The following is a 22933-nucleotide window of genomic DNA, read 5'->3' on the forward strand; positions in this document are numbered from 1 at the left end:
CATGATGCGAATTACGATCGAATTACCCAAAGATTTAGAGCAAAATCTCATTCAGCAAGCCGCTGAACTGAATCTTCCACTCGAAACCTTAATTCTTCAATCTCTTCGCCAAGCGACCACATCTACTTCTTGGTCGGATCTCGTTTTATCGTATGAAGGGACTCCTGATTTTCCCAGCCTCGAATCCTATCGGGCTGAATTGCTCCCAACTCAAGAACTAGAGCTATTCTGATGCGAAGTCGATCACCTTAGAGATAGTATTCCGATCCATGCAAGTTCTCCATTTCAACCAAACGGATGTAGCAGGAGGTGCAGCACTGGCAGGCTATCGACTGCATCAAGGACTATTAGATCAAAAGATTGATTCTCGATTCCTCGTTGCTCGTAAGGTCACTCAAAGCGATCGCGTTACTCAACTTTCTCCTCCGTCCCGGACAGAGAGACGGATTCAAAGCATTACTGATCCATTGGGATTGGCTCAGATTCATTTACTTTCGACGTTCAAGCTTAAAAAACATCCGAGCTATCAAAGTGCTGATTTGCTCAATTTTCATAACTTACATGATGGCTACTTTAACTATCTAGCGATCGCACATCTCACCCAGCGCAAGCCTGCGGTTCTGACTCTGCATGATATGTGGTCAATGACCGGGCATTGCTCATTTAGCTATGACTGCGATCGCTGGAAAATCGGCTGTGGCAACTGTCCCGATCTCACCATCTTTCCACCGATGCGGCGAGATAGTAGTCATTGGGAATGGAAGCTGAAAAAATGGGCTTACCAAAAAGCTCGATTAACGATCGTCGCTCCGAGTCGCTGGCTGGCAACCGTTGCCAGAGAAAGCCCACTATTTAGACGATTTGCCGTGCATCATATTCCTTACGGAATAGATGTCGATGTCTATAAACCGCTTAATCCAGAGTACTGTCGATCGCGATTGAACCTGCCAAAAGATAAGAGAGTTTTACTCTTTGTCGCGACTCACCTTCAGGAACGCCGCAAAGGAGGTGATTTAGTTTTAGCCGCATTGCAACAGTTACCAGACGCAATTAAATCTCAACTCGTACTTGTCACATTCGGCAGTGGCGACACCGAGCAGACTGGAATTCAAACTGTCTCACTTGGCTATATCCAAGATGACGCAGAAAAAGCGATCGTATATTCCGCCGCAGATCTGCTCGTATTTCCAACCCGCGCCGATAACTTACCGCTCGTTCTCCAAGAAAGTCTTGCCTGTGGTACGCCGATGATTTCTTGCCGTGTCGGAGGGGTGCCTGATTTAGTTCGCCCCAACGTCACAGGCTACTTGGCAAACTCAGAAGACGTTCAAGATCTCAAAACTGGAATTTTAGTCCTGCTCGAAAACGACCGATTGCGTCAACAGATGCGCGAGAATTGCCGAACGATCGCAGTGTCAGAATATCGGCTAGAACTTCAAGCACAGCGCTATATTGAGCTATATCAAACCCTAGTCAATTCTATCGATCGGTAGACTCTAAGCTACAGTGCTCTATCTTATGATAGATTTGCGATTCTCGTCTCCGCGATTCATGACCCAGCCTCGCCAGTCTTTGAGTGAATTTCAGCAATTTCCAAACTCATCAGCAGATTCTCGGTACTACAAGCAGTATCTAGAAACGGTCTGCAACAATGCAACCCTAGCGCTGTTTGTGATGGATGAACATCAGCAGTGCGTTTATATGAATCCTGCGGCTGAAAAGCTCACTGGATATGCGCTGCATGAGCTTCAGGGGCGGGCTTTACATGATGCGATTCACCATACTCGCCCGGATGGTAGCCCTTACCCATTATGTGAATGCCCGATCGATCAAGTCTTTCCGCAAAACAACCAAGAGCAAGGCGAAGAAGTCTTTGTTCATCGGGATGGACATTTTTATCCGGTTGCTTATACAGCCAGTCCCATTCGAGAAGCCGGTCAAACGATCGGAACCGTGATCGAAGTTCGAGACATTACCCAAGAGAAAATTAATGCAAAAATGCAGCAGGAAGTCGCTGAGCGAGAACGCCTCCTGCGCGAAGCAGCAGAAGCCGAAAAAACACGAGCTGAAACAGTTTTGCAAAGCATCACCGATGCATTCATTGTGCTCGATCGAGAATGGAACTATGTTTATGTCAATGCTGCGGCAACCCGATTGTTTCTCAAGTCTGAAGCGGAATTAGTGGGTCATTGCATTTGGGATGTCTTTCCCGAAGCGATTCACACTCCGATTTATACCGAATATTGTCGGAGTCTGGCTGAGCAAAAAACGATCGAGTTTGAATGCTTCTACTCCACCTGGAATCGTTGGTTTCTGAATCGGGTTTCCCCTTCAGCCACGGGCATATCTGTGTTTGTGTCGGATATTACCGAGCGCAAACAAACGCAACAAGCCCTACTTGAAAGCGAAGTCCGATTTCGCAGCTTGTTTGAGTGCAATATCATTCCGATCGGCATTTGGACAAAAGACGGGGGCTTAACCGATGGGAATGATGCACTGCTGGATCTCATTGGCTATACCCGCGCCGAACTTGAAGCCGGACTCCTGACTTGGAAATCGCTGACCCCACCTGAATGGGAAAAGCGAGATGCCGAAGCCGTTGAAGAAATTATGACGCGAGGTTATTGCACAGCATTTGAGAAAGAATACATTCACAAAAATGGGCATCGGGTTCCAATTTTGCTAGGGGGCGGCAAATTTGATCAAGCGTCTCAAAGTGGGTTTTTCTTTGCGATCGATCTGTCTCAACTCAAGCAAACCGAAGCCGAATTAAGAGAAGCAGACTCGCTTCTGTCTTCAGCGCTCGCTGCCGGATCGATTTATACCTGGCGCTGGCGAATGCAGGAAAATGTCATCTCAGTGGACGCTGCATTGGCGCAGTTATTGGGGGTTGATCCTGAAACTGCAATGCGGGGATTACCGCTCGAAATTTTCTTAAATGCCATACACCCAGACGATCACGAGTCGGTTGCAACCGCGATTCAGACTGCGATCGAGACCCGAGAAGACTATCTCACAGAATATCGAGTGCGCTCAGCCGATGGGTCAGAGCGTTGGGTCACAGCACGAGGACGGGTCGAATATGACGCAGACGGAACGCCCATTTCGTTTCCAGGCGCTCTCTCTGACATTACCGAACGCAAACAAATCGAAGCGACATTACAAGAGACGGAAGAGCGATTACGACTGGCGATCGAGTCGGCAGAACTCGGTACTTGGGATTTTAATCTCGTGACCGGACGGATCATTTGGAATGACGGCTGTAAGGCAATGTTCGCAACAACCGGCGAGGACGAAATTACCTTCGACACGGTGCAAGCTGGAATGCATCCCGATGATCGCGATCGCGTCAATCAATTTGTCCAAGCCGTACTTGATCGACAAAGCTCAGGCGATGAGGTGATCGAGTACCGAGTCATTGGGTTCTCGGATGGGATCGAGCGGTGGGTTGCTTGTCGCGGTAAAGTTTTTACGGATTCCGTCGGCAATCCGATCCGGTGGGTTGGCACATTGCTCAATGTCACCGAAGTCAAACGCCGTGAAGCGGAACGACAAGAACTGCTCGATCGAGAAAAGCTGCTGCGCGAACAAGCCGAACAAGCGAATCGGATCAAAGATGAATTTCTCGCGGTTCTCTCGCACGAGTTGAGAACGCCCCTCAATCCGATCCTCGGTTGGGTGAAAATGCTCAAAGGCGGGAAATGTCCCCCAGAACGAGTGCCCCAAGCGCTCGACACGATCGAGCGCAATGCAGTGTTGCAAGCTCAATTGATCGAAGATTTGCTGGATGTCTCTCGGATTTTGCAAGGAAAGGTTGTCCTCAACGGCGATTGGATCAATCTCGCCGAAACGGTGACAGCCGCAGTCGAAACGGTTCGCTTAGCCGCAGAATCGAAGGCGATCGAGCTTTTGCTCACGGTTGATCCACTGCTTGGCTCAGTTCGGGGGGATGCCAACCGATTGCAGCAGGTCTTTTGGAACTTGCTATCGAATGCTGTGAAATTTACGCCGGTTTCAGGACGTGTTGAAGTCACGCTCTCGCAGGTTGAGACGGAAGCTCAGATTCAGATTCGTGATTCGGGCAAAGGCATTCGGGCTGAAGTGTTACCGTATATTTTCGAGCGCTTCCGTCAAGCCGATTCTTCGACAACTCGGCAGTTTGGCGGGTTAGGGTTGGGACTTGCGATCGCACGTCATCTCGTCGAACTGCATGGGGGAACGATCTCTGCTGAAAGTCTAGGAGAAAATCAAGGTGCAACCTTCACCGTCAGATTGCCAATTGCCATGATTCAAACTCAACTTGATCAACCTGAGCGCGGATCTGAAGTATCCCAGGATCTTCTAGGGGTGAAAATTTTAGCGATCGATGACGAACCAGATAATCTGGATTTCTTAGTCTTTGTACTCGAAGCCGCAGGCGCAATTGTACAAGGGGTTCAATGTGCAAAATTGGCGCTAGAAAAGTTGTCTGAATTCTCGCCAGATTTAGTCATCAGCGATATTGCCATGCCGGATCTCGATGGGTATGAGTTGATCCAGCGAGTTCGGCAGCAGAGTGATGTGCCTGCGATCGCGTTAACGGCTTATGCAGGAGAAACAAATCAGCATCAAATCTTAGCCGCCGGATTTCAGCGACACTTAGCTAAACCCATTGAACCGAGTCAGGTGATTCATGAGATCATCACTCTGCTCAAATAGATTCGCGCTGATACGGCTTAAACTCCGAGCGGTTTAAGACTCGGAGTTTTTACTTGGTTGTCTATCTCAATGCGGTATTCGCAAAGCCTAGAGTTAGGAGAAAGCCCAAAATATGCCCGAAACTCATACAAGCGAGAAAACCAGCAACACTAATGTTATTGAATAAAGATTTAGAAAATGGCAGCGGCATCTTTGCACCCGTATGAGGGTGTTTGATAGTCCGCGAACCGATTAATAGAACGAGCAAACAAGCACCGACAATAAACGGCGTACCTTGCCAGTTCCACAGTTCACCAGAAGGAGGCAATTCAAACATAGTACAGTAACTCCATAGATGGGATGCACCTATGATGAGTGCGCTCTCCCAAGCGAACCTCTTTCTGAATGCGGGGTCTGAGTTCTGCACAAAGACGGATAATTTTAAGGCAATGATTCAATCGACTCGATATGCAAGCTTGGAATCTAGGGCGATCGACTTTTAATTGGGGACAGAAAACCTACATCATGGGGATTTTGAACGTCACGCCCGATAGTTTTAGTGATGGCGGACAGTTCAACACGTTGGAAAGCGCGATCGCTCAAGCCGATCACATGATTCAAAACGGTGCAGATATTCTCGATATCGGTGGACAGTCTACTCGCCCGAATGCCGAAGAAATTTCACTTCAAGCCGAACTCGATCGCGTCATTCCGATCATCGAGGCAATTCGGCAGAATTTTGAAATCCCGATTTCAGTCGATACAACTCGTGCTGTCGTTGCGAAACATGCGATCGCGGCAGGAGCCGACTTGATCAATGATATTTCTGGAGCCGTGTTCGATTCAGAAATGCTCTCAACTGTCGGCAAATTAGGCGTTCCGATCGTTTTGATGCATATGCGAGGAACTCCCAAAACCATGCAATCGCTGACCGAGTATCAAGATCTGATGCCAGAGATTTATGAATTCCTGAACACGCGAATTGAAAGCGCGATCGCCCATGGCATCACCCAGATCATCATTGATCCAGGCATTGGATTTGCCAAGCAGTTCGATCAAAACTTAGACATCATCCGCAATCTCAAAGCGTTGCAATCCTTGAATTGCCCGATTCTCTTCGGCGCATCGCGAAAAAGCTTCATTGGTCATATTCTTGACCAACCTGATCCTCAGAAACGAGTGTGGGGAACTGCCGCCGCTTGTGTCAGCGCGATCGCCAATGGAGCCGATATGGTTCGCGTTCACGATGTCGCCGAACTCAGAGATGCCTGCCGCGTTGCAGATGCCATCTGGCGCTAAAAAGCCGCTAAAAAAGGGAGGCAATTGCCTCCCTCCAAATTCCAAATCTCGTCTTCACACCATTAAGTATCAATATCCCCATCGATATTCCCGCGATTGCGCGCGTCAATTACGCCCGTATGTCCCATCAAATCTGTCACTGCTTCATTGAGTGCTCGCGGGTCAAGGAAGACAATCTTGGAATTCTCACTTTTACTAATTTCGCGATTTGCATCGACGTAATCCTTCGCAACTAGGTAGCGCAATACATCCGCATTCTGTCCTTCCAAGGCTGCTGAAAGTTGCTGAATCGACTTCACCGTTCCTTCCGTTCGAGTCAGTTCTGCCTGCTTCTCACTTCGCGCTGCCCGCTCTTTCTCAAGTGAATCTCGCAGCGCTTGAGAAATCATAAACTCTTGCACCTCCACGCGAATCACCTTTACGCCCCAGTTAGCCGTGGACTTATCGAGTTGACGTAACAAAGCCTGATTAATCTTGCTCGCCGATGAGAAAGATTCCTCTAAAGTCAATTGCCCCACTTCATTTCTCAACGTCGAAATCACAATCTGTTTCAGCGACTCTTCGAGATCTTCGACAGCGTAATAAGCCTTTCTCAAATCGAGAATCTGCCAAGACACGATCGCATCGACTTCGATCGGCACATTATCTTTCGTAAAAGCCCGTTGCGGTTCAATATCTAACAACTGCTCCCGAATCGTCTCGACTAACACCGTATCCAACAACGGGATCACGAAATTGAGTCCTGGATTGAGGATGCGCTTATATTGCCCGAGACGTTGCACGATCGCTTGATCGCCTTGTTCAACGATGCGGATAGAACCTATGATGTAACCCAAAACAATAAGACACAATGCACCAGTAATCTCAATCATATGTTGTGCTCCCGCCGAGCCAAATTATCGATGACTTTTTCAAAATAGAGGTTGCAAGTTTAGTCTAATCTCTCTACCTGAAAATGTTGCAGATTCGGGGCTGAAATTCAAGACCTTTGGCAGGTTTAACAGATATTATTGTGCCTGTTGGTCGTTGCGTTTGCTAGCCACGAACTGATTTACCAATCCCTTTGAGGATTCCCCGACCAATTAGCCCAATCCCACGTCCAATCACTTCGGTTAAAACATAGACAATTCCACTGCCTAAAAATGCAATTACACTCCTCAATCGGGGCGAAATTGCATCTCGCGTTTCTAGGGCGAGAGTGACCGCAAGTTGTAGACCAGAAAGCTCTGCTAATTCTTCAGTTCTAGGCGAATAAATCACGATTCGATTAATTCCATACTCTTCTAAGACAAACAGCCGATATCGACTTTCAAAAATGGCTTTTGGCTCAGAAAATAATCGTTCTGATCGCACTCGCCAGGATAAATCATTTCTAAATCGCTCGATTTCACGAGTGGATAAAAGTCGGCGATCGTAGAAGCCTTGTTTAATTGCTTCTAAGGTAGCAAACCGATTCAATAAAGGCTGAATCGTCGCATTTGCAAGCTGAATGATCAGATTTTCTAGAAGATCAAGGGCGCGATCGCGCGCTTCGATCGTGCCGATTTCATGTTGCATTTGATCGACAATCAGCGGCGTTTCAAACAATAAATGCTCAAAAATCTCCTGAACCAAGGGAATTTTATCCAGAATTTCAGTTTGAACCGTATTGCCTTCTTCAAGTAAAGTCGCAACAATTTCAAAGTCGCGATTCTTCACTCGAATTGTGGAATAACGCCCGAAGAATTGCATCACAACGGCTTGCCACAAATCGCGCAAAATATGCGATTGCTTTGCCGCAAATTGGTCGGGCAAAAGTTGCGAAAATCTCAATTCGTCCAGCAAATCTTCAAATTGCCGCAGGATGATAAAAAATAATTCCCGTTTCTTTTCTAATTTGAGAATGTCAATTTCTAGTGGTGTGTCGGTTAAATTTTCTAAATTTGATTGAAGTTTTGCTGCAATGCGATCGCACAATTCCCCCTGCCATGCCTTCGGGCGCGGCATTTCTAGAACAGGTTCGATCTCCTGTGCAGACACAGTGAGCGATGACTCGACCGGCACAATCGTGCGCGGGATCGGTGCAATCTCCTCAGCCGGAAGTGTTTTCTGAATTAACCACTGCGCCGCTTTTAACTCTCGTCTTCGTCCAGCTAAAAAAGCGCGATCGAGGTTAGACAGGGAGGTCGATTTGAGCTGAGCGTTAATCTCATTCAAGGCAGCTTCAATCTGCCCTAACCCTGACAATCGCCAATTTTGCCGAATCACTTTCAAAATACTGACTGACTGCGACCGTGAACTGACAAGTCGAATCTGATCTAAGACCTGCGATCGCCAATAATTTTGCCCCGTTGTGATCTGTCGAACGGCAGCAACAAATTCAGAAATTGAACTTCCCTTGGGACAATACCCTTCAATGCCTGCCTGAAACGCCGCGAGTAGCTCCCGTTCGGCTAACGGCTCAATCACTAAAACAGGCAAATCCGGATACTGGGCTTTCACCTGTTGAGCAAATTCGCCCCCAATTCCAATTAAAACGGCATCTAATTCGTCTCGTGCCAGTTCCGTCAGGTTGCGCCATGCCGTTGGAATGGTTTCTGCTTCTGCAACGACTCGAAATTCTGCAAACCGACTCAAACAGTTGAGCAACCCCGATCGAAACACCGGATCTTGCTCCACAAGCATTAGTCGCGCTATTCCACTTAAACTACTCATCCATTTGCCAGCGCATTTCTATCGATTAAACATCCTAAAAACTTCAAATACAAGATTTGCAATATAGAATTAGGCGAATGGTTGGGTGAAATATGTTGAATAGGTTCGCATCCCAACAAACTCCCACTCCCAAAGCGCAAGAACACCTAGGTCAGGAATGCCTAACCAGCAGTCAAAGTTCTTTAAAGACTCTGACTGCTCGCTTCATATAAAGCTCTTTTTAAGAGAGAACTCTAATCTACCGCAGTTTTAGGGCGGAGTCGGTTCTGAAGCAGGTGGGGTCGGGTCAGGTATCGGCGACTCAAACCCTGAACTCTGCTCTGGATCTTCATCACTGGGAACAGATTGAGACTCTTCCTCTCGTTGTCGCCAAATCGCTGCCCGTTCTGCTGCCCATTGCGCGATCGCACCTCGTGCCTCACCAAATAAGGGGCGACCCGATCCAATTCCTGAAGCCACATCGATCGCGCGTGTCAGATATCCCTGGCTTGCCAAGCGACTTGCTTGAGCCAGAATTGATCGATCTTCTGCAATCTGAATCTGATAAACCCACTCGCCAATCAACCCTTGTGCTTCCGCGTATAGTGCCCGTCCCGGTCGAATACTACCTGCAACCTCGATGGCGCGCCCAAGCTGTCCAGCACTCGCGATCGCTCTTGCATTGTTCAAGATCGGACGATCTTCGATGATTTGAATTTGATTGCTCCAATTGGCGATATCAGTCTGTGCCTCAATCCGCAAACTCCGCTTCGGCTTCACCAACGTTGCCATTGCCACGGCAGATTTCAAATTGCCAAGATTCCCCGATTTTGCCACTTGTTTTGCGCGGTCGAGCAAGGGACGATCCTGCATGGATTCCAACTCTTTTTGCCACTGTGCGACCAGGGTTTGAGCATGGAGCCGTCCGGGACGTTTCGGCGAAATGGTACTCGCTTGAGCGATCGCAAAATGCAGCATGGGAATCTGTTGTAAGTTTGCAACAGAACTCGCCAGATTCAACTGCGTCAGGTCTTGTACTTTTTGCTCCAACCTGGGAATCAAAGTTTTAGCGCGACTGGCAAACGGACTTTGAGCGTCAATCTGTTTGACCATCTGAGTTGCCATGATCAGCGGCACAATTCGCTCTAATCCAGGCGCTCTATAGTTATCAACCGTTTCGATCTCTCTGGCGCGGACTAATCGAATCAAATCCTGGTTTGCAGTCGTCAACTGAACGCTAGTCGGAATCGAATTGACCAGCGCGACAGCAGCGGGAATATTTTGCTGATCAAACTGCGCGATCGCTAATCCAATGATTGTGTTCCGCCAGCGCAGAACTTCCTGATTCGCCTGCAAAGTCCAAATAAACGTCTTGCGATCGATCCCATCTGTCATCGCGATCGCTTGTCCTAATTGAGCAGGCGGATTCGCTTTCGCAAAATTCCGCGCATCTTGCAGGAATTTCCAGGCTTTTTTCTCTTGATTCGATCGTTCTCGAACTTCGCCTAAGCGCTCTTGCCAACCGGGATCATTGACCAGTGCCAACTGCGCCATTTGTTGTGAGGCGCTCTCCCAAGCTTGTTTCTTCAGGGCTTCCAGGATCTTGGCGTAAATGGCTTCGCCGCGACGATATTCTGCTTGCCAACGATCAATCGCGGCTTGAGCATCTTTATAAACAGGACTGCTTTGAGGAATCTGACTGGCAAGATTCACAGCCCCTTTGATGTCTCGCTGAGCAACGCGATCGCGAGCCAAAATCAACACCGCATTCGACCAATCTTGCAGCAGCGGTCGAGATTGCCCATACAAAGGATGTTCTGTCGTCCAACCCTTGACCAAATTGATCGACGCAAGAATCTGATCCGCATTTCCAGTCTGAGCGGCTTGCTGAGCGCAAAATAGCTGCTCCGCTTCTAGAGATTGCGCTGTGACTTGCTGACAGTCCACCGCAGGCGGAGCGCTCGATAGCCAATGAAGCGCGATCGCACCAGTCCCACCAAACACGCCAAAAATCCCTAACCAGATCAGTTGCCATCTCCAAGCTTTCGCAAACTTGCCCAAGCGACGTGCAGTGACCTGAGTTGCGGAGGACGCAGTGCTAGCGGCGCGATGTCCTAACTTGGCAACCCGATGCTGAACCGGACGAGACGAATTCTCGGTTTCCGGCTCAGGCAACGCTTCGGCATCAAGATCATCTTCCAGCAAGACTGGAGAATGGTCACTGTAAGGCTGGTGCTGGTAATTCTCGATCGGGGCAGGTGGATGCTCAATGTCAGCTTTCGGCTTCTGGAATGCCCGAAGCCATTGGGTTGGGAGTTTTCTAGCCATTTATCGCTGCGAAACCGTATATCAAGCGGAAGTTCAGAGTCTCGGCTATTTTACAAGCGATTTTGCCGATGGAACCCTCGACATTAAATGCTTTTACGTGATCCGCAGGGGGATCACGGTTTCCGGGAATAATCACGCAAAACAGTACTCACAAAACATCAAGTTTTGTAAGCATTGATGCGGATACTTTGAGAAAGCCGAGTTTTGCTTCATTGAAACACGAATCTCTCGATCTGCACTCCGAAAGACGCAACAGGTTACGTATAAAAGATCGCTCTATTGCGATACAGCTTAATTCGCTCGATAACCATAGAAATCGATGTGATATTCCGTGATTCTCACACCCGTCTGCGCTTCGACTTGTTGAATAATTTCTTCTGGAAGCTGGATGTGAACGTCGAGAATTTGCTGAGTGTCAATACAGTTCACATGACTGTGAGCATCGCTAATATTTCCGTAGAGTCTGCCATCAGAGCGCTCAATACATTCGATGATGCCTTGCTCAGAGAGAGCTTCTAGGTTCTGATACACCGAGGTATGCCCAATGTCTTTGCCTTGCCGATTTAAACGATCGTAAATCTCGCGTGCTGACAAATGTTCTTGGTCGTGCCACAGCAATTCCAGAATGAAGCGGCGCTGGCGGCTCAGACGCATTCCCAAGACTTGACAGCGTTCGATCGCGTCATCTAGGCAACGAATCGGTTTGAGGTCTGACGAGGTTTCAGTGTTCATCGGTGAGCAATACGGATTTGAAGTGGGTTGTTTATCGATCGATTGAAAATTTTGAAACAGTGTAGAGTCAAATTATTTTGTAACTCTTAAAGTAAGAGTCTACCAATTGCGTGATGATCAATTATCTGTCCTATTTCTATCACATGCTAAAGCGAAATCGCTACAACTTTGCTTTTTATGATTCCTTTCATGAAGAGAGTTCGTTACACTGAAATATCTCAATTCTTGCGGATTTTTTGTGGCTTACTCTTCTAATCCTCCAAAACGAGCGAGACTCGTCTCTGCTAGCTGGGCGATCGTGCAACTACCGGGACTTGCTGCTGACGATGCAACTCGATTAATGGATCATGAAATTCGGACGACGCTAGAGTTACTCAAGCTCGGTCAAACTCAAGACAAAAGAAATCTGCTGGCAACCCATCTTCAAGTGCCAATTCGTCAATTAAATAAGTGGGTTGCGCTGGCTGATCTGGCTCGAATTCCCAGTGTAGGATGCGAATATTCAGGCTTACTGCTGCATGCCGGGATCGCCTCTCCCGCTCAATTGGCTCAAACCTCGATCGCAGCGCTACACCGCCAACTACTCCGTCTCCATGTTTCTACGATGCAGCGCCGTGATCTCTGCCCCAGCGCCGACTCTATTGGACTATGGATTCATCAAGCCAAACACCTTTGTGCAAATCGAGAGACTTAGCAGGAAGTGGGCACTCTTATTGAAGTGGAATCGCGGATATAACCTTAATCCGGATACCAAAACATCCCTTTGATTCCTTCTGGATCCTGCATGAAGCCCAAATTTCGGTAGAAATTGACAACATGGGGATCAGCGAACAAAGTGATATTACTGATATCCTCACTGCGAAGCTTCTTAATCATGAACTTCATCAGAGCCTTACCTAGCCCCTTGCCCTGGAAGTCCGGATGCACGACCACATCCCAAATCGTCGCGTTAAACGCATGGTCAGAAGTGGCGCGCGCAAATCCGACCAACCGTCGTTGGACTCCTCGCTGCTCCCACATCGAAGCCACCAAAAAACTATGCTGAATTGCCTTTTTTACTTTCCTCAGCGGACGGCGCGACCAGCCGACTGCATCGCACAATTCCTCAAGCTCATACAAATCGATCTCTCGCTCTGTTGAGAAGAAAATCCGAGGAGTGGCGCGATCGCTCGCTCCCTCACCGGAGCCGGGGACAACATAGCTCTCCGTCGAAGTCGGTTTCTCGATCGAAGCATCCGTACTACTAAATAAGCTTTTCCAAAAACCCATGCAAGCGTGGTGATAACAGTGAAGCAGTAATAGTTAGTATATCTCTCGGATTTAGGTTGCATTCTGCCGATTTTATGGAAATGTTGGCAATTCGTATCTTGGGGTTGCGCTTTCCAATATCGTCTCCATTCTAAATTCCACCCCAAATTTCTATCCGCGTGTCGTCTAAGGTCAGTCTCCACCACTATGGCTCTGGGTCTAAAATCGTCCACACTAGAACTGTTAAAGCGTTTCAACCGAGCGTTTCCGCAGTTTTATGAGCAATTTGTCAGCAGCGAAATCCAACTGCAAAATCTACGACTGGCTTATCAACTTTATAAGTCGAAGCAGGCGGTGATTGAACTGAAATCTGAGGGCACAAAAAGCGCGCTCCATTTTGCCTACCGAAATCAGTCGTTCTTGCTCAGCGATATTTTTGGGGTTTTAGCAGCATATGGATTGACGATTCACAGCCTCAGCCTGTACGGGCAGATTTATCCCCCGATGCTGGTGTTTATCAAACTGATCGTGTCTCGCAGTGGAAAAGCCCTCACCGACAAAACCTCTGAAAACGTCTGTCGGGCAATTCGAGAAGCGCTCGCGGGGCGGTTTGAAGTCGAAGAAATGCTGGCGGTTGAGTTCAATCTAGATGCAGGTCTAGAACAGGTAGAGACAGAGTTCTATGTCGATCCAGTTTTCCATTTGCCTGCTTTGCTGATCGAAGCCGACAACCAGCCGGGACTCTTCTACAAGGTGATGTATGCGATTTGGCAAGAAGATTTGCTGGTTGTCAATGCCAATTTGCTAGTCTGGCGGGGACGAACGCGGCTGATTTTATATCTGTTAGGACCAAACGAAAGCTTGATTCCAGAATATCTGGGTCAGAAGATTGCCGAAGGCGTGAAGCAGCGACTTTTAGGGCGACGCTTTTAATTTCTGGGAATCCGCCCCGCTATCATGGATGATAGCCATTTTTTAGCGTGCTCTATGTCATCAATCACCCTTCCAGCTTTACGGGTTTTGATTGTAGAAGATGACCCTATGATGCAATTGGGGTTGGAGCAGTCCTTAGAGGACTATCCAGAGTTAACAATCGTCGATCAAGCCAATGATGGCTATTTGGGAGTTGAAGCGGCGCTCAAACATCGCCCCGATCTGGTTGTTATGGACATTGGCTTGCCTCGATTGGATGGCATTGCTGCAACACAGCAGATCAAAGCTGCACTCCCGAATGTTCGGATCGTCATGCTGACTTCGCATACGTCTGAGAACGAAATTATTGCAGCGCTATCAAGTGGAGCGGATGCTTACTGTATTAAGGGCGCAGATGTGACGCGTTTAATTGCTGCGATCGCAGCAGCTTGTGAGGGCGCGACTTATCTTGATCCCCAAATTGCCCGTCGCGTGATCGAACATCTCAAACCCCCCGCAGCGGACAATACGATCGGGCAATTATCCCAACGTGAACATCAAGTCCTCAGATTAATGGTTGATGGCTTGAGCAATCCAGAAATTGCCGCAAAGCTTTATCTCAGTCCCAACACCGTGAAGACTCATGTACGAGGCATCATGAATAAACTCGCAGTAGACGATCGAGTTCAAGCTGCGGTTGTTGCTTTGAGAACAGGATTAGTCTGAAAATTTTAGCTTTAGAGAAAATAAAATTTCTTCGATTGTTTCGGGTATGAAGCTTAAACCGAATTGCGCAAATTGTTGAAGCTATTCTTTAAAGTTTGTTCCCGATCTGTGGCGCATTTGCCAAAAATTCATCATTTTTCTCGGTAGAAAGACCGCTGATGAGCAGGCGCGATTCTGGAATTTCTGAAATGTCGATCCGAAGTCCCAAAACGGCAGAAGGTAAGCTTAGCTCGACCATAAACATCCTGAATCGACCGTAAGGATCATGAAAAAGATTCACCAGAATTGCAATAATTCTTCAAATAGCATCAAATCCCTAACCCAACATCGATTACAGTACAAACTAATTTACTTCAAGACCCACAAATTAACGATCCAAGTTTAGAATCAAGATGTACAATTTGTAGTCAGTTAAGCCAGTTAAAGAAATTACTGCTTAAGAAGACGATTTGAGATGCGCAGCTTGATCTACGAATAGACAAGTTCAGAAAGGCACATTGCTTTCCTGCTTCTTAACCACTGATTTCTCATTTTGGCTCGTTCAAAGCAACGGTGCTGCGATGATAACCCCCAACTTCGCGAATCATTAACTTGATCCTGCGATGTGGGTACTCCGCGAATTGTAGAGTTTCCCAAACTCGCCTACATATCTCGGCAATTCGCGTTAATTTAATATTTCACGCAGGAGGATTAATCCTTTGGGAGGACGGCAAACCCTATCGCGTGATTGTTAATGTAGGGTTATGACCCTACTCATTGTGATTTCGATTGATTGAATTGATTTAATCGATCGCTTTCTCAAACAAGTCGTTTCTCACATGCCTGGAATCAGACAGATGAAATTTGAGGATATCTATCAATTTTTCAAAGATCCGCCCCCTTTCTATCTCAATAAAGAACTGGCGGTCTGTTATGTGTTAGCGGTTCTCTTACGCGGAGACTCCTACGGAACCGAGCTAATCCAATTGCTCGAAACCGAATATCCGCTGTACCGCTTATCGGATACGGTTCTCTATAGTGCCCTAAAGTTTCTTGAAGACGAAGAAATGGTCACCGGCTACTGGAAAAAAGTCGAAGGTCGGGGTCGTCCTCGCCGCATGTATCAGATTAAGTCTGAGGCAATGCAGCAGGCGCAAGATCTGGCTCGGCTTTGGCGAGAGTATGCCGTTAAACGCGAAAATGCACGAGAAAATTCGGGCGTGCCCGCAGTCAGTGGGGCTGAGAAATAACAGTGGAGATCTGAGAATGATCCCCATTGTTGTCTAAACTTGTGGTGTAACTGGGATTTTGTCTTCTTGCGCCATGAATCAGCCTATAATTGCCTCGACGTTTCTCCTCACGGTTCTATTAATGATTGGGCTGTTTTTCTTCATTCGCGCCTCAGTCAAAGATAGAACCCAGGAGGTGCGATTGCTCTCTGAGCAGCCTGAAGATTCTCTGATGGCGCAACTGCGCCAATATTTTGGACAGCGCTCTTACCGAGTAGCTGCGATCGATGCCGATTTAAATCAGGTGACGTTTGAAGGAGTTGTCCGTCCAAGCGTTTTCCTGGCGGTATTTTTGTCGCTGCTTGCTTCGGTGGGAGCGCTGTGTTTTGCGTTAGTCCTGACGATGGTGCTACCCGATGGGTCGAATTTCTGGTGGGGCTTGTTGCTCGTGTCGCCTCTAGCTGGTGTTTTTTATTGGAAAGGGGCAGAGCGAGTGGAGCAGGTTTCGCTGAAATTGGAAGGGGGCACAGATGCGCGCAGTGTGATTACTGTCAGAGCACATCGTGATGAATTGGCAGAATTGCAGCGATCGTTGGAACTGCAAGCGGAATAGAAAATTTTTAGACGGGAATTTCTAGACAAAAGCTCTCCTCGTTGCGTTGAGGAGAGCTTTGATGAAGTGAATGCTGGGTAACTGAGTTTAGCTTGCCCAACTAGGTCAGTAGCGACCGGCACTACCACCAAATCTGCATTCAGGGCAAGCAAAATTTGGAAAACTCGAACTTGATCCGGATCGAGATCTGAACGCTTAGCGGCTCCGTGAAGGAACAGCAACCGCATCGATTTCATCCTCAGATGTTCTCAGACTTGGGAATAAGAAGTGATTTTCTTCGACGTATTGTGCGCCAAACAAACCTTTCTCTGCCCAAAAATAGCGATCTGTAGTATGCTCGTTTCTCTTAACCAGTAACAGCGCAGGCGGCAGAATGCCTTCAGCGTGGATAAACTTGCGGGCAGCGGTAACGGGCTTATCTTCGCCACACTCAATGCTAAACTGAGGAACGCTTTCTAAGATCCGTCTTCCTTCCTGCCGACGACGACTTTTCCGCTTACGTCTCCTTGCCAAACCCCGTACCTCCTTAAGTTCCAAACTGCCTAAAAGTTGTAATGATCGTTACAAAATCCGTCGAAAATATATCAGCTTCAGCCCTGGATTTCAACTTCTCTTAACGCATCTACATAATTTCTTAAGGTTGTTTTCCGAGTTCTTTTGCTATGTAACGACTAAAATGAGCGCTTACGTCAGCAAAAGTTGCGGAAAGTCGGGCAAAAGTTAAGAAAAACTGGTGCGAAAGAGTTGGGGATCAGGACTATCTATTAAATTAATAAGAAAAATTACTCAACGTCAATCCTATTTCTTAGATTCATCCGGCAGAAAAGTCGATGCTAATGCCTACAAGTTCCGAATTCATTGAGTTGTGTCGATCACAAATTGCATTGCTGACTCAGGCGTTAGGCGCTTCACTAAGCGTAATCTATCTAACGGAAGAATTAGTTGAAAGTTCTCAAGCCCGTTTGATCCCAGTTGCAGCGTATCCGGATAATTCTGTGGCATTGGAGCGATCGAACCGTTTGGCGCTTCCTTCCTCGGACATTCCAGAACTGGATCTAGTGACAACAGGACTGGTTCAACCCCGGCAACTCGTCTTGCCGTTGATTCATGAAGAATTAGTCTTTGGGTTGTTAGTGACAGAGCGCGAAGATCGACCTTGGACAACTTGGGAGCGATCGCAAGTTGAACGAGTTGCGAGTACGTTAGCCCTCGCTTGTGTGATGGATCAACGGGCGCAGTGGTTGGATCAGGCTCAGCGACAACATCGCTCGATGCAAACGCAGCAGCATGACGTTTTAGATAATTTGCTACATCAGTTGAAAAGTCCCGTCACAGCATTGCGAACGTTTGGCAAATTGTTAGTGAAGCGGTTACAGCCGGAAGATCCGAATCGCAATATTGCAGGCAGTATCTTGCGGGAAAGTGATCGCGTGCAGGAACTCTTACAGCAATTTGACCAAGCGATCGATTTAAATCCCGTGGATGCTTTATCAGAAAATCCAATCCGCCCGATTCCCTTGCTTCCGGCTGGAGTGCTGACGGCATCAAGTTTAGAATTAACGCCTTGTTCGATTCATGAGATTTTGCTGCCCTTAGTGGAAACGGCTCGTGCGATCGCGCAAGATCGCAATCTTCTCCTGCGAACAGAAATACCACAATTTCTGCCCCTTGTTTCCGCCAATTCTGGGGCTTTAAGAGAGGTATTGAGTAATCTTATCGATAATGCATTGAAATATACGCCTAGCGGCGGAGAAGTGCATATTAGGGCATATTCTCATTACGATCGCATCTGTATTTGGGTCAGTGATACCGGATTGGGAATTCCACCGGAAGATTTAGAGCACTTGTTTGAGCGGCATTATCGGGGAGTGCAGGCAAAGGGAGATATTCCAGGCACGGGGTTGGGGTTAGCGATCGCGCGTCGATTGGTGGAACAGATGAATGGCTCGATTCAGGGGTTCAGCCCATTGAAAAAAGAGGGCTGGATTCCTCAAGGCATCCAGCCCCCTAAACAGGGGACAAGTTTTTTAGTGATACTTGAGACTCATCGCGAGCGTGAGTCTTGAGATCTAAGTTTTGGGCCTTCTGAAACTCAGAAAATTGAGACCGATGGCAGTCCTGAGCTGTGAAGTGGGGAGGAGGATCGTTCTTTGAGTGGCTCCCCACTCCCGATCTTTTTGAGTATTCACAGCTCAAGATCGCCCTAGATCTTGGTCAGCAGAGTCGCTACGCAATTATGAGCGAGGCAAGATCAATTCGCTGGTGAGACGGAGATTGAGATCTGCGTTGGGGCGAATTGAAATCAGGTCAATGCGATCGCCGCCAAAGATCAGGCCAGCTAATGCACCGACTCCTGTGCCGATAAGAACTTCACCTGCTCTGACGTTGCGATCGCCTGTAACAGCTGCGATACCCGCAGCAGCAGCGCTACCTAATGCAGCATCTTTGAGGATTGTGCCTGTGTTTGCGCCACGGCGGATCGATTCAGTTGTGGTGATCGGATCAGAAGTCGCTGCGATCGCAACCTTCTGACCATTGGTCAACGTCAGTTCAGACGCAGTAAACTGTGCTGCACCTTGAGACACGGTTAATTGACCAGAGACTTGGCTACCTGATGGGATCAAGACCGTACCATCAGCAGTGACAATGTTTTGAGCAACTGTAAGCGTGATCGGAGTGGGTTGCGGTTCATTTTGTGCCAGCAAGATCCGTTCAGCATTTGCATAGCGCAGAGGAATGGCAGTTCCGGCAGGAATGTTGATCGCTTGCGGTTGAGGTGCAACTTGACCGACGATGTAAGGAGATTGAATCGCAGCTAATTGTCCAGTACTAACAAGGGCTTGGTAGATAAACGCAGCAACATCTGCACGCGTTGCAGTTTGGTTCGGGTTGAGGAAACGAACATCCGGGTAGTTAACGACGATGCGGCGTTCAGTTGCAGCCGCGATACTGTTGCGCGCAAAACCAGGAATGCTGGAAGCATCAGAATAAGCTTGGTCAAGCAAGCTGTCAGCCGGTTGAGTGCTGGCATATCGCAAACCGTTCGCGAGGGATACTAGGACTTGAGCGCGAGGAATGTTGTCATTAGGTCGGAAAGTGCCACCGGGGAAGCCTGCTAAGAAGCCAGTTGCATACGCAGTTTGAATGGCTTGAAGACCCCAATAATTGCTAGGAACATCTGCGAAATTGATCGGAGTATTCACTCGCTGAGCATTGGGAAATGCTTTGAGAAGCAAGGCTGCAAATTGAGCGCGAGTGACCGGATCATTCGGTCGGAAAGTGCCATCAGGAAATCCAGCAATAATGTTACGAGAAGCGAGTTCTTGAATGAAAGGAGAAGCCCAGTTATCAGACGCGACATCAGAGAAGGCAGCTTGTGCTGAAGCAGGTGCGGTCATTACCATTGGAGCCGCTGCGCCTGCGATTGTGCCGAGTGCTAAAGTTAGAGCCAAACCAGATTTTACAGAGCTATACATAGGTAGCGGTTCCCCAAGCGAGAGAGTGTTTTTTCTTGTTAACTAAGTAGATGTTTGATTGAGTTGAAAAGTTCCTGCATCTTGCGGTAGAAATAATCAATTTGATCTCTATTTCTTTAGTAGGAGATGCGGTTTCTTCGCTCAGTTATCTACTCTTTATATTCACCTATGACCGCTCGATTCCTTAAGAAGTTTCTAAACTTAGGACACTTTCCAAAGTGGTTGAAGAAACTCGATGTTTTGCAGTTTCTTCGTTTCATTTTCCGATACGATCGAGCATGTTTTCAAAAGGAGAAATCGGTGTCTGAATTGCCTCGATATGAGTCGAAATCTGTCCGGGAAGCGGGGAAGCAGTTTTATGTGAATTCTCAAGGCTTGCGGATTCCCAGTGTGACGACGATTTTGAATGCAACGAAGTCCCGTGAGGATCGCGATCGATTATTCAGTTGGCAGCAACGGATTGGAGTAGAACAGGCGGCAGAAATTACCAAATCAGCGAGTCGGCGCGGTACGGGAACGCATCGCTATATACAAAAATTTCTGCAAGGTCAGGAGGTGGAGTGTCCTGAGTCGATTCGCCCGTATTGGGAAAGTGTGGAGCCGATTGTCCAAGCGGTAGAAGCAGTGCGGCTGGTCGAAGGTGTCGTGATTCATGATCAACTGGGTTACGCAGGTGTCGTCGATTGCGTTGCCAGCTATGAGGGTGTGCCTTGTATTTGTGAATGGAAGACCAGCGATCGACCCAAAAAAACAGTCGATCGCTTGTTTGACTACCCGCTGCAGATTGTGGCGTATTGTGGCGCAGTGAACCAGCTTTACCGCGACTATGACCTGAATATTCGCCATGCTTTGCTCGTCGTTGCGATTCCAGAGATGCCTGCGGAGGTGTTTTGGTTCGAGCCAAGTGAGATCGAAGAATACTGGCAGCAGTGGGAAGCGCGGGTTCATCAGTATTGGAGACGACAGGGCTATTTTCGTTGAAAATCTCCTCGATCACAGCGAACTAGGTAAGGGCAATCAGTTAAAGTCAAGATGAATTTTAACGATCGCATAGAGAATTCGTTTCTGAAATTGCCAACTCTGAGAGCAAGCGTTTCAGGAGCAGAGCCGATGAATCGGTTGGAAAAAGCCTGTCTGACTGGGTTAGTGAGTTTGCCATTGGGCGTTGGTACGATCGCATTCGGATTTCTTAATACTCCGGTTTCCATCTCATGTGATTCTCTCTCTGAAAACACAGAGATTTCGACTCGGCTGCATTGTGCTCAACAACGCGCTCAGCGCCAAACTCCTGAAAGTCTAGCTGCCGCGATCGAGCTTTTAGACAATGTTGCAACTGACGATCCGTATTACGACCAAAGTCAACGCTTGATCGAACGCTGGTCACTTGACTTGATCACTCAGGCAGAATCCGAATTTCAAGCCGGAAACTTGGATAAAGCAATTTCAATGCTGAGAGTGCTGCCGCAAGATCCAAAAATCAAAGCTTGGAAATCTGTTTGGGAAAAGGGCGAATCTCTGACGAGAACTGCCCAATCTCAGGTTGAAAAACGCGAATGGCAACAGGCTTTTCAAACTGCAAGGCAATTACGGCAATTAGACAATGAGTATTGGGCGAACCAGCAGTACGATTCGCTGAGCCAGCAGATTCAGCGCGATCGCGAACTGCGCGATGAAACATTTAAAAATCCAGTTGAACCTAAGAAGCCCCTCAAAGAAATAGAGCAGAATTTGCCAGAATTGCCGAAGATTGCGCGATCGCAACGTCCAATCTGGACACCGAAAGAGGATGCGCCCATCGTTCGCCACTCTGGAAATGAAGAGACTCAACCTGCATCTCCAATCGAGCCAGAAGTTCCTCCAGTTCAGCCTGCTCCTCAAGTCGAAATCGAACCCGAACCCCCGCTCGAAACTTTAGATCCGATCGAACCTGTCGAACCCGTGATTCCAGTGCGCGACGTGTCAACTGATCGGACTTAATTCTGCCTGAATTCGCTCCGGTGGAAAGGCTCCGAATTCGGTCACGATCGCCGTAATTAATTCGGCTGGCGTCACATCAAACGCTGGATTGTAATACTCGACTCCAGGTGGACAGAGCATTGTTTCGCCGACTTGATACACCTCAGACGCATCGCGTTCCTCGATCGGAATGTCTTTTCCGCTGGCAATATTGAAATCGATCGTTGAAACGGGAGCCGCTACAAAGAACGGAATATTGTGTGCTTTCGCAATCAGTGCGACGCTGTAAGTTCCGATTTTGTTCGCTGCATCTCCATTTGCGGCAATGCGATCGGCTCCCACAACTACTGCATCAATCATGCCTCGCTGCATACAGTGAGCCGCCATGCTATCGGTAATCACTGTGACTGGAATTCCTTCTTGAGCACATTCCCAAGCTGTGAGTCTTGCACCTTGCAAGCGGGGGCGAGTTTCATCGGCATAAAGTCGTTCCAAACGACCTGCGTTCCAAGTCGATCGCACAACGCCCAATGCTGTTCCATATCCCGCCGTTGCCAGAGCACCCGCATTGCAATGGGTTAGAAGTCTCAACTTTCCGGGGGGCAATGCTGCGAGTCCGTGATCGCCAATCGATCGACAAGTTTCTAAATCCGCCTGTTGAATTCGTTGTGCTGCATCGAGTAAAGCTTGCTTCAGATGATCGAGCGATCCGATCGTGTGCCGCGCTGTTTTCAGCATTTGCTCGATCGCCCAAAATAGATTCACTGCCGTTGGACGAGTCGATCGCAATTGTTCTGCAACTCGCTCTAATTTCGCTAAAAACTGGTCTCGATTTGTCGCTTCAATTTCTCTTGCACCCAGATACATGCCATAAGCGGCAGCAACGCCGATCGCTGGCGCACCCCGAACAATCATCGTTTTAATCGCATGTGCCATGTCATCGCAGCGGCTAATTTCAACCAAGGTGTACTCGCTCGGCAAACGATTCTGGTCGATCAGCAACACGCGATCGTGATTCCAAACAACGGGATAAACCTGATTCGGCAGCATAGATTCGCTTTACTCTGAAGTATTGATTATCTTAC

At 47.9% G+C, this 22933-nt stretch carries 22 protein-coding genes; 12 read left to right on the forward strand and 10 right to left on the reverse strand.

Annotation, left to right across the window (positions count from 1 at the left end; translation table 11 throughout):
- Position 1 precedes the first annotated feature (1 nt).
- The 3 genes from J0L70_RS05085 to J0L70_RS05095 are packed head-to-tail and all read left to right on the forward strand — an operon-like array spanning position 2 to position 4698.
- Positions 2-232 (forward strand): hypothetical protein, encoded by a 231-nt coding sequence (locus J0L70_RS05085; RefSeq protein ID WP_287453355.1) that lies wholly within the window; start codon positions 2-4, stop codon positions 230-232.
- A 37-nt stretch (positions 233-269) separates the two neighbouring features.
- On the forward strand, positions 270-1493 hold the full coding sequence (locus tag J0L70_RS05090) for a glycosyltransferase family 4 protein (protein ID WP_287453357.1): 1224 nt from the start codon (positions 270-272) through the stop codon (positions 1491-1493).
- 58 nt (positions 1494-1551) lie between these two features.
- Positions 1552-4698 carry a hybrid sensor histidine kinase/response regulator gene (locus J0L70_RS05095; RefSeq protein ID WP_287453359.1) on the forward strand — a complete coding sequence of 1049 codons (3147 nt, stop codon included), beginning with the start codon at positions 1552-1554 and terminating at the stop codon, positions 4696-4698.
- A gap of 61 nt (positions 4699-4759) precedes the next feature.
- Here J0L70_RS05095 and J0L70_RS05100 read toward each other — a convergent pair whose 3' ends face one another.
- Positions 4760-5014 carry a hypothetical protein gene (locus J0L70_RS05100; protein ID WP_017287563.1) on the reverse strand — a complete coding sequence of 85 codons (255 nt, stop codon included), beginning with the start codon at positions 5012-5014 and terminating at the stop codon, positions 4760-4762.
- 131 nt (positions 5015-5145) lie between these two features.
- Between J0L70_RS05100 and folP the strand changes: the two genes are divergently transcribed.
- Positions 5146-5976 carry a dihydropteroate synthase gene (gene folP / locus J0L70_RS05105; protein WP_017287562.1) on the forward strand — a complete coding sequence of 277 codons (831 nt, stop codon included), beginning with the start codon at positions 5146-5148 and terminating at the stop codon, positions 5974-5976.
- Positions 5977-6038: 62 nt separating this feature from the next.
- Here the strand turns inward: folP and J0L70_RS05110 are convergent, their stop codons facing one another.
- The 4 genes from J0L70_RS05110 to J0L70_RS05125 form a co-directional block, all read right to left on the reverse strand.
- Positions 6039-6848, reverse strand: coding sequence for an SPFH domain-containing protein (locus tag J0L70_RS05110; RefSeq protein ID WP_287453361.1), 810 nt, complete (start codon positions 6846-6848; stop codon positions 6039-6041).
- A 163-nt stretch (positions 6849-7011) separates the two neighbouring features.
- Positions 7012-8640: a DUF3685 domain-containing protein gene (locus tag J0L70_RS05115; RefSeq protein ID WP_287453362.1), complete on the reverse strand. Its 1629-nt coding sequence runs from the start codon at positions 8638-8640 to the stop codon at positions 7012-7014.
- Positions 8641-8919: 279 nt separating this feature from the next.
- The gene (locus J0L70_RS05120) at positions 8920-10977 is read right to left on the reverse strand and encodes a hypothetical protein (protein WP_287453363.1); all 2058 of its coding nucleotides are present in this window, start codon (positions 10975-10977) and stop codon (positions 8920-8922) included.
- Between the two features lie 291 nt (positions 10978-11268).
- Positions 11269-11709, reverse strand: a complete 441-nt coding sequence (locus J0L70_RS05125; RefSeq protein WP_017287558.1) for a Fur family transcriptional regulator — start codon at positions 11707-11709, stop codon at positions 11269-11271.
- Positions 11710-11947: 238 nt separating this feature from the next.
- On the opposite strand from J0L70_RS05125, the gene J0L70_RS05130 reads away from it, so the two are divergent.
- Positions 11948-12403 (forward strand): DUF4332 domain-containing protein, encoded by a 456-nt coding sequence (locus tag J0L70_RS05130; RefSeq protein WP_017287557.1) that lies wholly within the window; start codon positions 11948-11950, stop codon positions 12401-12403.
- 44 nt (positions 12404-12447) lie between these two features.
- On the opposite strand, the gene J0L70_RS05135 is transcribed toward J0L70_RS05130, so the two are convergent.
- A complete protein-coding gene (locus J0L70_RS05135; RefSeq protein ID WP_017287556.1) occupies positions 12448-12978 on the reverse strand; it encodes a GNAT family N-acetyltransferase in 531 nt (176 codons plus the stop codon).
- 186 nt (positions 12979-13164) lie between these two features.
- Here J0L70_RS05135 and J0L70_RS05140 point away from each other — a divergent pair, with 186 nt between their 5' ends.
- A complete protein-coding gene (locus J0L70_RS05140) occupies positions 13165-13890 on the forward strand; it encodes a hypothetical protein (protein WP_017287555.1) in 726 nt (241 codons plus the stop codon).
- A gap of 54 nt (positions 13891-13944) precedes the next feature.
- Positions 13945-14595 carry a response regulator gene (locus J0L70_RS05145; protein ID WP_287453364.1) on the forward strand — a complete coding sequence of 217 codons (651 nt, stop codon included), beginning with the start codon at positions 13945-13947 and terminating at the stop codon, positions 14593-14595.
- An 88-nt stretch (positions 14596-14683) separates the two neighbouring features.
- On the opposite strand, the gene J0L70_RS05150 is transcribed toward J0L70_RS05145, so the two are convergent.
- Positions 14684-14833, reverse strand: a complete 150-nt coding sequence (locus tag J0L70_RS05150; protein WP_287453365.1) for a hypothetical protein — start codon at positions 14831-14833, stop codon at positions 14684-14686.
- Between the two features lie 598 nt (positions 14834-15431).
- On the opposite strand from J0L70_RS05150, the gene J0L70_RS05155 reads away from it, so the two are divergent.
- The gene (locus J0L70_RS05155) at positions 15432-15824 is read left to right on the forward strand and encodes a PadR family transcriptional regulator (RefSeq protein ID WP_036045667.1); all 393 of its coding nucleotides are present in this window, start codon (positions 15432-15434) and stop codon (positions 15822-15824) included.
- Positions 15825-15897: 73 nt separating this feature from the next.
- Entirely contained in the window at positions 15898-16416 is a 519-nt protein-coding gene (locus J0L70_RS05160; RefSeq protein WP_190648264.1) for a cofactor assembly of complex C subunit B, read from the forward strand.
- 195 nt (positions 16417-16611) lie between these two features.
- On the opposite strand, the gene J0L70_RS05165 is transcribed toward J0L70_RS05160, so the two are convergent.
- On the reverse strand, positions 16612-16929 hold the full coding sequence (locus J0L70_RS05165) for a DUF3155 domain-containing protein (protein WP_036044536.1): 318 nt from the start codon (positions 16927-16929) through the stop codon (positions 16612-16614).
- Between the two features lie 323 nt (positions 16930-17252).
- On the opposite strand from J0L70_RS05165, the gene J0L70_RS05170 reads away from it, so the two are divergent.
- Positions 17253-18482, forward strand: a complete 1230-nt coding sequence (locus J0L70_RS05170; RefSeq protein WP_287453367.1) for a GAF domain-containing sensor histidine kinase — start codon at positions 17253-17255, stop codon at positions 18480-18482.
- Between the two features lie 168 nt (positions 18483-18650).
- On the opposite strand, the gene J0L70_RS05175 is transcribed toward J0L70_RS05170, so the two are convergent.
- Positions 18651-19892 carry an S-layer homology domain-containing protein gene (locus tag J0L70_RS05175; RefSeq protein ID WP_017287548.1) on the reverse strand — a complete coding sequence of 414 codons (1242 nt, stop codon included), beginning with the start codon at positions 19890-19892 and terminating at the stop codon, positions 18651-18653.
- 300 nt (positions 19893-20192) lie between these two features.
- Here J0L70_RS05175 and J0L70_RS05180 point away from each other — a divergent pair, with 300 nt between their 5' ends.
- Together J0L70_RS05180 and J0L70_RS05185 are read left to right on the forward strand one after the other, a co-directional pair.
- Positions 20193-20873 (forward strand): PD-(D/E)XK nuclease family protein, encoded by a 681-nt coding sequence (locus tag J0L70_RS05180; RefSeq protein ID WP_287453368.1) that lies wholly within the window; start codon positions 20193-20195, stop codon positions 20871-20873.
- 129 nt (positions 20874-21002) lie between these two features.
- The gene (locus J0L70_RS05185; protein WP_287453369.1) at positions 21003-21869 is read left to right on the forward strand and encodes a hypothetical protein; all 867 of its coding nucleotides are present in this window, start codon (positions 21003-21005) and stop codon (positions 21867-21869) included.
- Here the strand turns inward: J0L70_RS05185 and mtnA are convergent.
- Positions 21852-22898 (reverse strand): S-methyl-5-thioribose-1-phosphate isomerase, encoded by a 1047-nt coding sequence (mtnA, locus tag J0L70_RS05190; RefSeq protein WP_017287545.1) that lies wholly within the window; start codon positions 22896-22898, stop codon positions 21852-21854. The genes J0L70_RS05185 and mtnA overlap by 18 nt on opposite strands.
- Between the last annotated feature and the right edge of the window lie 35 nt (positions 22899-22933).

It is taken from the genome of Leptolyngbya sp. UWPOB_LEPTO1 (genome assembly GCF_017302695.1).
Taxonomy (GTDB): domain Bacteria; phylum Cyanobacteriota; class Cyanobacteriia; order Leptolyngbyales; family Leptolyngbyaceae; genus Leptolyngbya; species Leptolyngbya boryana.